This is a genomic window from Nocardia sp. NPDC051929 (assembly GCF_044548645.1).
In the GTDB taxonomy this organism is placed as follows: Bacteria; Actinomycetota; Actinomycetes; order Mycobacteriales; family Mycobacteriaceae; genus Nocardia; species Nocardia sichangensis.
Map to the genome: position 1 here is coordinate 1 of NZ_JBIUCG010000003.1, position 13,265 is coordinate 13,265.

Genomic DNA, 13,265 nt, shown 5'->3' on the forward strand with positions numbered 1-13,265 from the left:
CCCCTAACCCTCCATGGTGTCCCCCCCACCCAAAACCACATACACCACGGGCCCCCCCCGCCGGGGGGGGGCGGGGGGGGGGGGCGGCGGGCGGCCCCCCCCCCCCCCCCCCACGGGTGTGAGCTAGCGCGGTGCGAGGAATCCGGTCAGTTCGAGCGCGACCGCGGCGGGATCGTCCTCATGGACATTGTGTCCGGCGCCCGGAATGATCCGCAGTGTCGAGTGGGGGATCAGCTGAGCGAGCGGCCGAGCCTGTGACAGGTCGACGACATGGTCGTTCTCGCCCCACAGGATCAGCGTGTCGGCTTCGATCGCGCTCGATTCTCGCTGTACTACAGCCAGATCGAGAGTGCGCGGCTGCTTCCACATCGCGGTCCGGTTCTCCGTGCGGCTGAGCGGAGTCCAATACGTGTCCGCCAGCTCATCGGTGAGAATCTCCGGGTGCGCGTAGGCCCCGCGCAGGCCCGCCACGTAGATCTCCTCGGTCATGACGGAGGCGGCGAGCTCGCCCGCACCGGGTTGGCGCATCAGCCGCATGTTCATGTTGAGGTCGGTGTCCAACACGAGCGGCGCGATGAGGACCAGACGATCGACCTGTTCGGGATGCCGTGCGGCCGAATCCACTGCGACCGAACCGTTCAGTGAGTGCGCGACGATGGACGCGCGGGTAATCCCGACCGCGGACATGAACTGCCGCAACGCGTCCGACATGGCCCCCACGTCGTATCCGAAGTCGGCATCGTGCGGCGTGGTGTACCCGCTGCCGGGCAGATCGACGGCATACACGGTGTGCGCGGTGGCGAGAGCCGGAATGATGTCGCGATAGGTGTACGACCACAGGGAGCCGCCGGGCAGGAGGATGACCGGCGGCCCTTCGCCCGCCTTCTGGTAATGGAAACGTGCCGACGGAGTCTCGACGTACTGCCCCTCTGCGAGAAACGTCGAATCGACCACTCGGGCTCCGCTCGGTTCGGCCCCGGCCGGCACCGCCATATTCGTCACCAGCAGAGCCGGTAGAACTACCAGCACCCGCCACCATCGAAACCGCCGACGCGGAGACCTGACGACCGACATTTGCTCTCCTTCGCTTCGATGCTCACGCCGCTTCGCGAGCCGTACCGGAATGGGTCGAGCGGACCCAGCTGTTCCATCCACTAGACGCGGGTGCCCGCCGTTTTGTGACGCCGCGGGTGCACCTCCCCCACCCAGAACACGTGTCCAGGTGGGGGTCTGCAGCCGGTCGCGTCGCACCGAGTCAGGCTGCGGGCGTGTGGCCTTGAGCCGCCGCCGAGAGCTCCTTCCACTCGGCCCAGGTCTCGAGCCGGTCGGCGTAGACCTGCGGAAGGATTTGATTTCCCCCGGAACCGAAGAACACGCGCAAAGGCGGGTTGGCGGAGTCCGCGATCTCGAGCAACGCCCGGCCCGCGGCGGACGGGTCGCCGGAATCGAGGCTCTGCGCGTAGGCGGCGAACGCCGCGCGGAGTCCCTCGTAGCGCGGGTCGGTCTGGGCGTGGACCGCTCCGGCGGCGCCGTCGGTCGCGTAGGAGCCGGGTTCGACCAAGGTCACCTTGACACCGAAGCCGGCGACCTCCTGGGCGAGGGAGTCACTCAGGCCTTCCAGCGCCCATTTGGAAGCGTGGTACGCACCACCGAGCGGCCAGGCGGCGAGACCACCCACCGACGAGATCTGGATGATGTGCCCTCTGCCTTGCTCCCGCAGATATGGCAGCGCGGCCTGGACGACCCATACCGTGCCGAAGAAGTTGGTTTCCAACTGATCTCGCAGTTGCTGCTCGGTCAGTTCCTCGACCGCGCCGAGTAGCCCGTAACCCGCGTTGTTCACGATGACGTCCAAGCGGCCGAAATGCGCGTGGGCATGCTTCACGCTCTCGAAGACTCCTGCCCTGTCGGTCACATCCAGCTCGAGCGGGAGCACCGCGTCGCCGTAGGCGGTGACCAATTCCGCGAGATGTTCGGTACTGCGAGCGGTCGCGGCCACCTTGTCGCCGCGAGACAACGCGGCCGCGACGAAGTTTCGGCCCAAACCGCGAGAGGAGCCGGTGACGAACCAGACCTTGCTCATGATGTCCTTCCGTTCTTTCTGCAGTGGCGAGCGCAGCGAGGAGGCCCCCTCACTGCCGATGTCCCGTGCTGCCGCACCGGACGAACACAAGATGTCGCCGACCCGCTCTTCGTAACGAAACCGCGGGGTGACGTGCGTCACCGCCGCCATGTCCGGAGCCGGGCCGACCTGCCGAACACCAGCGGCGGGGCGTGCATCATCCGGCCGGGTCCGATCACGATTCCGACCTACCCTGGTCCGGCAGCGCCCGCTTGCCGAACACCAGGTCACCTGGTCGCTCGGCGGTAGTGTGGTCGACCGTGTCCACGCCCGAGCAGCAATCCGATGCGCCGCAGCCTTTTCCCGATATAGAGCCGTATGCCCGCGGGCTTCTGGACGTCGGGGACGGACAGCGCGTCTACTGGGAGACCAGCGGTAACCCGCACGGTAAACCGGCGTTGGTCGTGCACGGCGGACCGGGCGGCGGCGGGCGGCGCGGCTCGCGGAAGAGTTTCGACCCGGCCGCCTACCGGATCGTCCTGTTCGATCAACGTGGCTGCGGCGAGAGTCTGCCGCATGCCTCCGACCCGTCGGTCGACCTCACGCACAACACCACGCATCACTTGATCGCGGACATGGAACGTCTGCGCGAACACCTCGGAATCGACCGGTGGTTGCTCTTCGGCGGTTCCTGGGGATCGACGCTGATCCTCGCCTACGCCCAGCGCTACCCCGAGCGGGTCAGCGAGATCGTGCTGGTGGGGGTGACCATGACCCGGCAAGAGGAGATCGACTGGCTCTACCGCGATGTCGCGAAACTCCTGCCCGCACAGTGGGAGACCTTCCGCACCGGCGTTCCCCTCGCCGACCGCCACGGCGACCTCGTCGACGCATATCACCGACTGATCGAGAGCCCCGACGCGCCGACCCGCGAATCGGCGGCGCGGCGGTGGTGCGCGTGGGAGGACGCGGTGATCGCGCACGAGAACCTCGGCAGCCCAGGGCAATACAGCGCGAAGCCGGACGCGGCGCGAATGGCCTTCGTGCGAATCTGCACGCATTACTTCGCCAACGCGGGCTGGCTGGAGGACGGGCAGTTGCTGCGTGACGTGCACCGGCTCACGGGCATTCCCGGCGTGCTGATCCACGGCCGACTCGACCTGAGCGCCCCGCTGTACACCGCCTGGCAGCTGGCCCAGGCGTGGCCCGACGCGGAACTACAGGTCATCGACGATTCCGGGCACACGGGCAGCACGGCCATGAGCGCCGCCGTCCTGCGGGCGATCGCCCGGTTCGCTCGGTAGCTCGCTCCGGCCTCGGCCGGGAATTTCGCCCGGTGAGGGTCTTAAGTCCCGACCATCAGGGGCCACCGCCCCCGGTGCGGACCGGGTCCCCGCTGCGAATGTGGAAGACGATCCTGTCGCAGCCGCAAACGGAGACGAAATGAGCACACCAGCCGACCGTCAGTCGATCGTCGTGGGAATCGACGGCAGCCCGACCGCTGTGGGTGCAGCGCGCTGGGCCGGAGCCGTCGCGAATCGGCAGCGCGCCACGCTGGTGCTGCTGGGCGTGGTTCCCGCCCTCGACTACCCCATGACCTCCTCCGCTCTGGCCGAGGTCAATCTGCTACCCGAACTCCGCGCGGCGGCGAAGCAGAAGGTCGAGGAGGCATTCGACGCCGTGCGCGCCGATCAGCCGGACATCGAGATCCACCGGACCGTCGAGGACGGCTCGCCCGCGCGCGAGTTGATCAAGCACAGCGCGGAAGCGCGCATGGTCGTCGTCGCGGCGAAACACCAGGACCGGCTCTCCACGCTGTTGCTGGGATCGACCGCGCTCACGGTCGCGAACAAGGCGGCCTGTCCGGTGACCGTGTGGCGAGGCAGGCTCGACCGGCCACAGCCGGACGAGCGGCCCGTGCTCGTCGGCGTCGACGGGAGCCCGGGTAGCTCCGCGGCGCTCGGCGAGGCGTTCGAGCTGGCGTCCACACTCGGCGTCGAAGTGACCGCCTTGCACGCGTGGAACGACCCGGACCTGCTGCAGTGGACCCCGGTGCCCGACGCGTGGGATGTGCTGGCTCAGCAGGAGGAGGCACTACTGTCCGAATGCTTGGCCGGATGGTGCGAGAAATACCCGGACGTCACGGTCACCAAAGTGGTCGAGAAGAACACGCCCGCGCAGGCGCTGCTCGCACACGCCGAGAAAGCCCAACTGCTGGTGACCGGCAGTCGTGGGCACAACCGCCTCACCGGACTCGTCCTCGGATCGACGAGCCAGAACTTGCTGCATCACGCCGCGAGCCCGGTGGTGATCTGCCGTGAGCGGTAGGACAGCGGTCGTGGGCGTGCGCGCGGATCAGTCCACGTCCGCCGCTGACGCCTGGACCACCCGCTGGAGCGCGCGCAAGTCCGCGTCCAGCGTGCGGAACAGCCAGTACACGGCGACGAACGCGAGCCCGCCGACCGCGCACAACCCGAGGACCGAATCGCGCACCAACGGAAGTTCCTCGGGTTCGAGCAGGCTGAATCCGGCCAGCACCCCGACCAGTGGCACGGACGCCGTGACCGCGAGATAGATCGTGGTTCTGCGGCGCAGCGTGCGGATGACGCCGAAGTCGTGCGCCGTCGTGCGGCTGTAACGCAAATAGATCGGATAGACACAGCGGACGATGTAGAACGTCGACAGGAAGAACGTGTAGGCGACGGAGATGACAGCCGCCATGAAAACGGTCATCGCCGCGTGGATCACCAGTCGCGCCGGAAGATCGGTGAGCCAGAGGCAGAGGAACACCCCCGTCACCGTTGCCGTAATCCCGGTCTGAAAGGTGTTCAGCGCACACATGTCCCCCCAGAACAGTGTTCGCGACCGCACTCGCGCGAGCAGTGCCTCGTCGTAGCGTCTGCCCTCGCGCAAGCCGCGCGGAACCGCGAGCAGATCACGCGACATATACGCGTAGATCACGATGGACAGCGGGCAGGCGATGAGGACGAAGACGTATACGCCCATGTTGAGCTGCGAGTTGGTCGTATCGGGCAGGCGCTCTCTGATCAGGTCCTGGACGTGCACGGCCATGTAGATCGTCGCCAGGCCGACACCGACCAGCGAGGACAACCACAGAACCGGAGTGGGCCTGCTCGCGAGCCGTGCGCGCCAGCTGTCCGGGGGCGGATAGACGAGATCGCGGGCCCGCTGCTCCAGGCACAGGTCGAGTTGTTGCGCCAATTCCGAGCCGGACGAGTAGCGGTCCGCACGGTCGGGCGACAGACATTTCAACAGCACGCGCCGCAGCGCCATGGGGCAGTCCGGGGGCAGCTCCGACAGGAACGCCGGACCGATGGGCCGGCGCCGCAGTGCGATCATGCGGGCCAGCGACGTCTGCGAATCGCCCGCCGACGTCTCGTCCGCGAAGGGGCGGCGCCCGGTGAGCAACTCCCACAGCATGACGCCGAGCGCGAAGATGTCGCTTCGCGTATCCAGTTCCACGGCGGTCGCGGGCAGGTCGGGGTGGCAGGCCTCGAGTTGCTCCGGCGACATGTATGCCAGCGACCCGCCGAAGTACGCCAACGGGCTGGTGCCCCGGACACGTTTGCTGAAGCTGACGTTGAAGTCGGCCAGCTTCGGAATCCCCTCGGCGCTCAGCAGCACGTTCGCGGGTTTGATGTCGCGATGCAGCACCCCACGTTCGGACGCGTGCTCCAGCGCGTCCGCGAGCCGGCGCCCCAGCCACACCACGGTCTCCGGCCAGGTCAGTCCGGCGATCCTGGTCCGGACAGCGGACTCGGTCGGCCGCACCTCGCCCTTATCTGCCAGCACCTTGTCGATGGCGTCCAGCAGCAGTTGCCCACTGCGACGTTCGGGCAGCGTCGTGCGCGACAAACGCAGCACGTCGAGCAGCGTTCCGCCGGGCAGATACTGCATGTAGAGCAACTTCAGCTCGCCGTCGGCGATGAGTCGCTGGTCGAAGATGCGCACGATGTACTCGTGGTCGAGCTGGGCGAGCGTCTGCGGCTCGTTGCCGTGGTTGTGCGAGATCTTGACCGCGACCAGTCGCTGCATCGATTGCTGCCGCGCGAGGTACACCTGGGCGAAGGCGCCGACCCCGATGCGCATCAGGAGGTCGAAATCGTCGACTCGATCGCCGACGTCGATGGCGTCGAGCGCGACCTGGGCGCTGGGACGAGCGATCATCGTGCTGCGGTAGTCGCTGGTGATCCGGTCGAGCTCCGGATCGGCCGCCGTCGCGGTGGCGGTGCCGTCCGAATCGGCGGCGTCGCGGCGGCCGCTGCGGCGCATGGCGTGGAATTCCTCGTAGACCAGATCGGCCGGGAACGGAGCGCTGCGCAGCTCGGGGAATTCCGCGCGGTAGTCGATCAGCCGTTTGGGGAAGTGGTAGCGAAGCCAGCGGAACTCGAGGTCCACCTTGATCAATTCGATCAGCATCGTGTGCCGATCGGCCGGTTCGCGGGGCAGATAGGAGGACAGATCGGGCGGGAATCCCGACGCCCAAGCCTCGGAGAATCGCGCCACGGCGGCGGCGAGCGCCGCACGGGTCCGTTCCGCCGAATCGGCGAGATCGATCGGTTCGCGCATCGGTAGCTCGGAGTCAGCCGTTGCCGGTCAGACGGCGGCTACACACGATGCGCCCTTGCCTCGCAGGTGTTCCACATCAGCTCCTTGACGTCGAATTACCCTGCTCAAGGGTATCGCTCCGCGCGCGGGTGTCGCGGCATCCGCGCAAACGCCGCCGATGGATTGCTCAGCGGGCACTCGCGCCCCGCGCTCGACTCGGGTTGGGTCGCCGTCCGCTCGTCCGAACTGCCGGGAATGGCAGCGCCGGGGTGGTGCTCGAGACCACTGGTATCCGCTCATCCGGCGGGAACGGGCGGCGAAAACCTCCCACGAGTAGAACGCGCGCCGCGACACCTAGGACACCGCCCCGCACATCTGCACGGCGGCCGATATGCCCGGCAAACCTCGACTTCCTAGGTGCGGCGGGGCCAGCGCTCGACCTGGACACCACGATCCGTCTCCGAGTACACCGGGGCGGTCGACGGAAGACCGGCCGATAGATCGGACGCCGGGCAGCGCCGAGAACGCCGGAAGCGCGGTGAGCATGTCCGCCGCGCGCCCGTCGGCCCGGTGAACGTAGCGCTGAGGAAAAGCGCAACCGGGACCGCCCATAAGCGGACAGGGTGACGCGACGAGTTGGGCCAGGACGGGAACCGGACGCGGACCGCCGGACCTGCGTCAGCGCCTTCGCATCCTGACCCAGCCGAGTGGGCACGATGATGCGGCCGGGTCCCGATTGCACGGGCAGCGCGTCACCCCGCCGAGTCCGGCTCGGCGCTCGGACGCCGCCGCGTGCGCTGCCAGGCCGAGCGCTGCTCACGGGTCGAGGAACAACCGCTCGTTCGGCAGGCGGGGCAGGCCCGTCGGATCGCCCGGGAGCACCGTGGCCGCGTCCTCGTAGTGGCGGGCGCGCCACTCCTGGACGAAAAGTGCGGCAGCGCTCGCACAGGCCACGAAGTTCAGACGCACGTCGTGGAATTGGACCGACACATGGACATCGGGCTCTTCCGGGCGCGGCGACCGCTGCTGCGGCCCGGTCACCACCGGCGTCCCGCGCGTACCCGGATCGCCGCGACGACGACCGAACCCGACGGCCGGAACGTATCGCGCGGCGGTTCCACCCACACGCGGAAGCACGGCGACCGGTCGGCGGGCGACGGCAGGGCGATCTGCGCGCCGCAGCGCGCGACCGACACGTCCAGCCGGAACAGCTCGGCGAAAAAGCCGACTTCGTCGGGCAGGTCCGGCCGCACCAAATAGGTCCAGCGCTTCGAGCGTGGATGCGAGATGATCGGCCCGAGCGCAGACCGCCGGACCTGCAGCAGCGCCTTCACCTCTTGGCCGAGCCGAGCGGGCATGGTGATCGCGCCGACTCTGCCCGCGGGCACGACGATGCGGCCGAGTTCCGGTTGCACGGCCGCCGGAAGCCCGCACTGCCGGTAGAAACGGCACCGGCTGGCCGGGGTGTCGGCCGCCGGATCGCACAGATCGCTCACCGCGTGCCCTCCCGCCCCGCCGCACCGGGATCACCGACGCGGTGCGAGGCCGTCGCGCGCCGATCGTGTCCGCGCAGCGGTCGCGACGGCATCACGTCGAGGCGCGGTCGGTTGCTATCGGTGCGTCGCGGGCGGCGACGGCGGAGTCGATGTGCGTGGCACTGGACGGCTCGCGCCCGGAAACCGTTGCGACCCAGGTGTTCCGCTAGGGATAGCGTGGAGCCGGGCGTAAACGACGACGCTGCGCGAATCGCACCGAATTCGTTTCGATCACCGGTCGCCATCGTCGCGATCGCGTCACCATGCCGCTTCACGAACGCGTTCCACGCGAAATCGACTGCCACTCCCCGCATCACGTTTGCCTTCCCCTGCTCATCGCGTTGTGAGCACCCGCGCCCTGGAGCGCAACCGTTGTCGCGCGCACCGACGTGCCCGTCCCGAGGGCGAGTGCTCGCGACAGCTTGGCGGGCTGCCGAACCCGCATTGTCCCGGTGCGGGACACCTGGCGGCGCGTCTAGCATGAGGTTTCGATCAGCATCCGGCGAGGGAGAGCCGATGAGCGAGGGTCAGGGGAACGACGAGGGCCGGTACATCGGCCGACAGGTGCGTGCCATTCGCGCGCGCCGTGGGATCTCGCAGCAAGTGCTGGCCGATCGGGTCGGCGTCAGCCGGGGCGCGATCGCCAAATACGAGAACGGCGAGCGCCCCATCGACTCGCGGCGGACCCTGCACGCCCTCGCCCAAGCACTCGGCGTCGCGGTCGGTGATCTGACCGGCGATCAGGACGATCGGTTCGACCCGTCGTCGGCCGGGTTCCACGCCGCGGTGCCCGCCATCGAAACCGCGCTCTGGACGCACGGGAACACCACGGTGGACGGCCCACCACGAAGCCTGGACGAACTCACGGCCGCGACGAAGTACGCGGCCGAACTGCGGCGCGCATGCGACTACGCGAAGCTCGGGCCAATGCTCGCGCCTCTACTGACGGACTGCTACCGCCATACTCGGGACGCGACCGGCATCGACCGGGACCGCGCCTGGGACGCCCTCGCGGCGGCCGCCTATCTCACGGCACAATCGGCGTCGCGGCGCGGGTATCCAGCACTGGCGTGGACAGCCGCGCAGGAAATCGAGCGCGCTACCGAGAAGATCGGTGGCACATCTGGGCCGGCGACAGCCGCCTACACCCGGAGCCAGACGCTCCTGGGGCGCCCCGGCACCCTGCCCACCGCACTTCAGGACGCCGAGACCACCGCCGAGCGGCTCGCGCCGGAGGTGCGCTCGGTCGAGGAAATCGAGACCTACGGCATGCTGCATCTCCAAGCCGCGCTCGTCACCGCTGCGCTGGGCGGCGACCCGGCCGACCACTTGAACGAGGCGGACGAGCAGGTCGCTCGACTCGAGCACGCCGACGCGAACAACACCCTCCTGCGCAACCCCACCTTCGACGCGACGAACGTGATCCTCTGGCGCATGTCAGCGGCAATGGAGAAACGCGAACCAGGCCAAGTCCTCGAACTCGCCCCCACCCTCGACCCGCAAACCATCCCCGCCGAAGGCCGCAGAGCCCAATACTTCGTCGAGATCGGCCGAGCCCACGCCCTGCGCCGCGACTACCACAACTCCCTGCACGCCCTCCTGCGCGCCGAACACATCGCCCCCCAGCAAGTCCGCGGCATGACCCACGTCCGCGAACTCGTCGGCCACATGATGCGCACCGCCCACCGCAACCTCACCACCGGCGACCTCGGCCGCCTCGCCAAACGCATCGGCGCGGTCCCCTCCTGACCCATACCCCGGGCAACATATGCATCGGCCACAACAGGTTTCAGGTACCACGCGCGTCCGGCCTCGGCGGACCGGAGATGGGCGACATCCGAACGCAGGTCCGGCGGCATCCGATGCCGCACCCGTTGGCTGGCGGACGTCTAGGTCTCGAGTCCTGCCAGGATTATGCGCATCCCGGCCCGGAATTCGGCTGTCGGGTCGCTCGAGGCGGCGGCGTACGCGATCTCGATGAGCTTGGGGAACTGCTCGGGCGGCAATGCCGCGATCCGGTCGGTGATCGTCGTGAGGTCCTCGCCGCGCGCCACGGATAGCGGGCCGACGAGTTCGGCTTGCGCGTATCCGGTGATGAAGCCGGACACTGCGCGGAACGCCACCAGCAACGCGGTTCCTGATCTGCCGCTACGCGCGAGCGCCTGCAACAGGGCTTCGGTTGGCCGCAGGGTCGCCAGGTCGAGGCTGCGCCGAGTGAGAATCAGTGGGATCGCATGGGGATGTGCGCGCACGGCGCGCCACATTCCCTCGGCGACGACAAGTACCTCGTCATCCCAGTCCATGGACGGCGTGGCGTCCCAGTGCGCTTCGGCCATGACGGCCTCGGTGACGAGCTGCTCCAAACCTTCCCGTCCATCGACGTAGTTGTAGATCGTCATCGCACCGGTGCCCAGCGCCGACGCGAGACTGCGCATGGTCAACCCGGCCAGGCCATGGTCGTCGACCAAGGCCAGTGCCGCGGCTTGCAGCTGCTCGCGCGCGAATTTCCTGGGGGCGGGCATACTTCTCCTTGTTTAAGTACAACGTACGTGTTTAACTGAGCATGTTCACGTACAACGTACCTATATCGAGGTGTCATGACCATTCGCACCACCTTCCCTTCCGGCCGCGACGAATGCGCGGTGTGGCTGACGCTTCCGGACGGCCCAGGTCCGCATCCGGCCGTGGTGCTCGTCCACGGCGGTGGCGCAACGCACGACATGATGCTGGCCCAGTACGAGAAGTGGTTCTCCGACGCGGGTCTTGCCGTGGTGGCCTTCGACTTCCGCCACCTCGGAGAATCAGGCGGCATGCCGCGCCAGCTGGTGAGTCAGCGCCGTTACGCCGAGGATGTCGACGCCGCCGTGGCTTTCGCCCGCTCCCGCCCCGAACTGGACGCTCACCGGATCGCGTTGTGGGGCACGTCGTTCGGCGCCAGCCACGTGCTGGCCGCAGCCGCACGCCACGACGACCTTCGTGCGGCGGTGGTTCAGTGTCCGGTCTTCAGTGGGCGAGCCGTGGTGTCACGGGCGGGGGTGCGGCATCTGTTGCGGTTCACGGTTCCGATCGCGTCCGACCTGGTGCGTGCCGCACTCGGTCGGTCGCGCCGTTACGTCCCCTTGGTCGGAAAGCCAGGGGACCTGGCGTTCGTGAACCAGCCCGGCGCTCTCGAGGGGTGGCAGTCGGTGACGCCACCAGGTTACGGCTTCGACAACCGGATCACGGCGGCCTCGGGACTGGGCATGTTGTTCTACAACGCCGCGTCCGCCGCGCCGCGCGTGCGCTGCCCGCTGCTGGTGTGCGCCTGCGATCGAGAAAATCTCATCGACCCCGCCATCGCGGGGCGGGTGGCCGCCACCGCGCCACGGGCAACCCTGAAGCATTACGATGCCGACCACTTCACCGTCTACCATCCGCCGGCTGTCGATCGGATCGTTGCCGATCAGATCGAGTTTCTCACCACGCATCTCGCGTCGAACGCGTAACGAGAGGAGTACACCGGTGCAGCGTATTCACGACGTCCTCCATGGGGCGGCCACTACTGCCGCAGATGCTGTCGGCTGGATCGCGGACGACAGGAAGATCCGGTTCGCTGAGATGGACGCATGGTCAGACCGGGTCGCCAGCGGATTGCTGCGGCTGGGCATCCGGCGGGGTGATCGCGTCGCCGTCAACGGGCCCAACACACCCGAGTGGCTAGCGGTGTACTTCGCAGCGGCCAAAATCGGTGCGGTGGTGGTCGGGCTCAGCGTCCGATACCGGGAGACCGAGTTCGCGCGCATCCTCGGCGATTCCGGGTCCCGAGCGGTGGTCACCGTGCCGTCCAGTGAGGGAATCGACTTTCTGCAGATGCTGGCCGGCCTGCGAAATCGTCTTCCGCAGCTGGAATCCGTAGTGACCTTCGGCGCCGACGGCGACCACCCGCTCGATGAGCTCTGGTCGACATCGGCGGACACCGTGGCGCTCGCTGAAGCCAAGGACGCGGTCCGCGAGGACGATCCGGTCATGATCATCTATACGTCCGGGACAACCGGCCGGCCCAAAGGTGCGGTGCAGACGCATCGCGGCCAACTCGCAGCCGCTACCGCACAAGCGGAGCACATGCGGCTCGGACCTGGCGACACGCTACCGGTCGCCGTGCCGCTCAACCATGTCAGCGGCATCACCTGTTGCGTACTCGCCGCGCTGGTCACCTGCGCCCGCACCGTGCTGCTGCCGACGTTCCAGCCCGCGGCCGTCGCCGACCTGTTCCACTCAGCGGACCTCACGATCTGGGTCGGGGTACCGACCATGCACATTCTGCTACTCGACCGGTCTCGGTTCACCACGGTGGACACAGCCGCGGTTCGGCTCGTGGTCACCGGCGGCGCCAACGCCGAACCAGCCTTGCTGGAACGTTTGACCAGATTCTTTCCGAACGCCACCGTGATGAACCTCTACGGGCTCAGTGAGTCCTCGGGTGCAGTTGTGATGACCCCGTGGGGCAGTGACATGGAGTCGACCGTGCGCGCGATCGGCCGACCGCTTCCGAACGTGCAGATCAAGATCGCCGATGCCGACGGGACCGAAGTCGCCATCGGCGAAGCCGGCGAACTCCTGCTCCGTACCCCTTCGGTCATGGCGGGCTACCACAACATGCCCGCGGAAACGGCCGACGCCATCGGTAGCGACGGCTGGCTGCGCACGGGCGACATAGCCTGGACCGACAACGACGGCTTGATCACCCTGCACGGCCGGGCCAAGGACATGTTCGTCCAAGGCGGATACAACATCTACCCGGTCGAAGTCGAGAACATACTGGCGGAGCACCCGCAGGTCCTCATGGCGGCCGGTATCGGTGTACCCGATCCGGTGCTCGGCGAGATCGGCCGCTACTACGTTGTCCTCACGCCGGACGCTCGGCTCGCCGAAGGCGACCTCGAACGATTCTGCGCGGACAGAATCGCGGATTACAAGGTCCCCAAGGAAATCATCATCATGCCCAACCTTCCCTTGACTCCATCCGGCAAGGTGCACAAGGCCATACTTCGCAACGAATCAGCGCAACCGGGCGCCGCGAGTTGACCGGTCCACTGGCGGTGGAGTGATGCTTCCCGTGC

General features: G+C 67.8%; 11 protein-coding genes. 5 read left to right on the plus strand and 6 right to left on the minus strand.

The features are described from left to right. Positions 1-123 precede the first annotated feature (123 nt). Both ACIHAX_RS04285 and ACIHAX_RS04290 read right to left on the minus strand, forming a co-directional pair. Complete coding sequence (locus ACIHAX_RS04285) at positions 124-1,029, minus strand: alpha/beta fold hydrolase (RefSeq protein ID WP_397275755.1); 906 nt, start codon at positions 1,027-1,029, stop codon at positions 124-126. 226 nt (positions 1,030-1,255) lie between these two features. After that, positions 1,256-2,086 carry an SDR family NAD(P)-dependent oxidoreductase gene (locus tag ACIHAX_RS04290; protein ID WP_397276039.1) on the minus strand — a complete coding sequence of 277 codons (831 nt, stop codon included), beginning with the start codon at positions 2,084-2,086 and terminating at the stop codon, positions 1,256-1,258. A gap of 296 nt (positions 2,087-2,382) precedes the next feature. On the opposite strand from ACIHAX_RS04290, the gene pip reads away from it, so the two are divergent. Together pip and ACIHAX_RS04300 are read left to right on the plus strand one after the other, a co-directional pair. Beyond that, positions 2,383-3,366 carry a prolyl aminopeptidase gene (pip, locus tag ACIHAX_RS04295; RefSeq protein ID WP_364431248.1) on the plus strand — a complete coding sequence of 328 codons (984 nt, stop codon included), beginning with the start codon at positions 2,383-2,385 and terminating at the stop codon, positions 3,364-3,366. 139 nt (positions 3,367-3,505) lie between these two features. Then, positions 3,506-4,390, plus strand: a complete 885-nt coding sequence (locus ACIHAX_RS04300; protein WP_364431251.1) for a universal stress protein — start codon at positions 3,506-3,508, stop codon at positions 4,388-4,390. Positions 4,391-4,417: 27 nt separating this feature from the next. Here the strand turns inward: ACIHAX_RS04300 and ACIHAX_RS04305 are convergent, their stop codons facing one another. The 3 genes from ACIHAX_RS04305 to ACIHAX_RS04315 all read right to left on the minus strand — a co-directional run bounded on the left by ACIHAX_RS04305 (position 4,418) and on the right by ACIHAX_RS04315 (position 8,127). After that, positions 4,418-6,652, minus strand: coding sequence for a serine/threonine-protein kinase (locus tag ACIHAX_RS04305; RefSeq protein ID WP_397275758.1), 2,235 nt, complete (start codon positions 6,650-6,652; stop codon positions 4,418-4,420). Positions 6,653-7,447: 795 nt separating this feature from the next. Then, positions 7,448-7,672 (minus strand): hypothetical protein, encoded by a 225-nt coding sequence (locus ACIHAX_RS04310; protein WP_364431257.1) that lies wholly within the window; start codon positions 7,670-7,672, stop codon positions 7,448-7,450. Beyond that, the gene (locus tag ACIHAX_RS04315) at positions 7,669-8,127 is read right to left on the minus strand and encodes a DNA-directed RNA polymerase subunit beta (RefSeq protein WP_364431260.1); all 459 of its coding nucleotides are present in this window, start codon (positions 8,125-8,127) and stop codon (positions 7,669-7,671) included. Before ACIHAX_RS04315 ends, ACIHAX_RS04310 begins: the two co-directional genes overlap by 4 nt. A 555-nt stretch (positions 8,128-8,682) precedes the next feature. On the opposite strand from ACIHAX_RS04315, the gene ACIHAX_RS04320 reads away from it, so the two are divergent. Further along, positions 8,683-9,915: a helix-turn-helix transcriptional regulator gene (locus ACIHAX_RS04320; protein WP_366351541.1), complete on the plus strand. Its 1,233-nt coding sequence runs from the start codon at positions 8,683-8,685 to the stop codon at positions 9,913-9,915. A 140-nt stretch (positions 9,916-10,055) separates the two neighbouring features. Here ACIHAX_RS04320 and ACIHAX_RS04325 read toward each other — a convergent pair whose 3' ends face one another. Continuing rightward, a complete protein-coding gene (locus ACIHAX_RS04325; protein WP_397275763.1) occupies positions 10,056-10,688 on the minus strand; it encodes a TetR/AcrR family transcriptional regulator in 633 nt (210 codons plus the stop codon). A gap of 75 nt (positions 10,689-10,763) precedes the next feature. On the opposite strand from ACIHAX_RS04325, the gene ACIHAX_RS04330 reads away from it, so the two are divergent. Together ACIHAX_RS04330 and ACIHAX_RS04335 are read left to right on the plus strand one after the other, a co-directional pair. Continuing rightward, positions 10,764-11,651: an alpha/beta fold hydrolase gene (locus ACIHAX_RS04330; RefSeq protein ID WP_355070800.1), complete on the plus strand. Its 888-nt coding sequence runs from the start codon at positions 10,764-10,766 to the stop codon at positions 11,649-11,651. Between the two features lie 16 nt (positions 11,652-11,667). Then, complete coding sequence (locus ACIHAX_RS04335) at positions 11,668-13,230, plus strand: class I adenylate-forming enzyme family protein (RefSeq protein ID WP_397275765.1); 1,563 nt, start codon at positions 11,668-11,670, stop codon at positions 13,228-13,230. Positions 13,231-13,265: the final 35 nt, after the last annotated feature.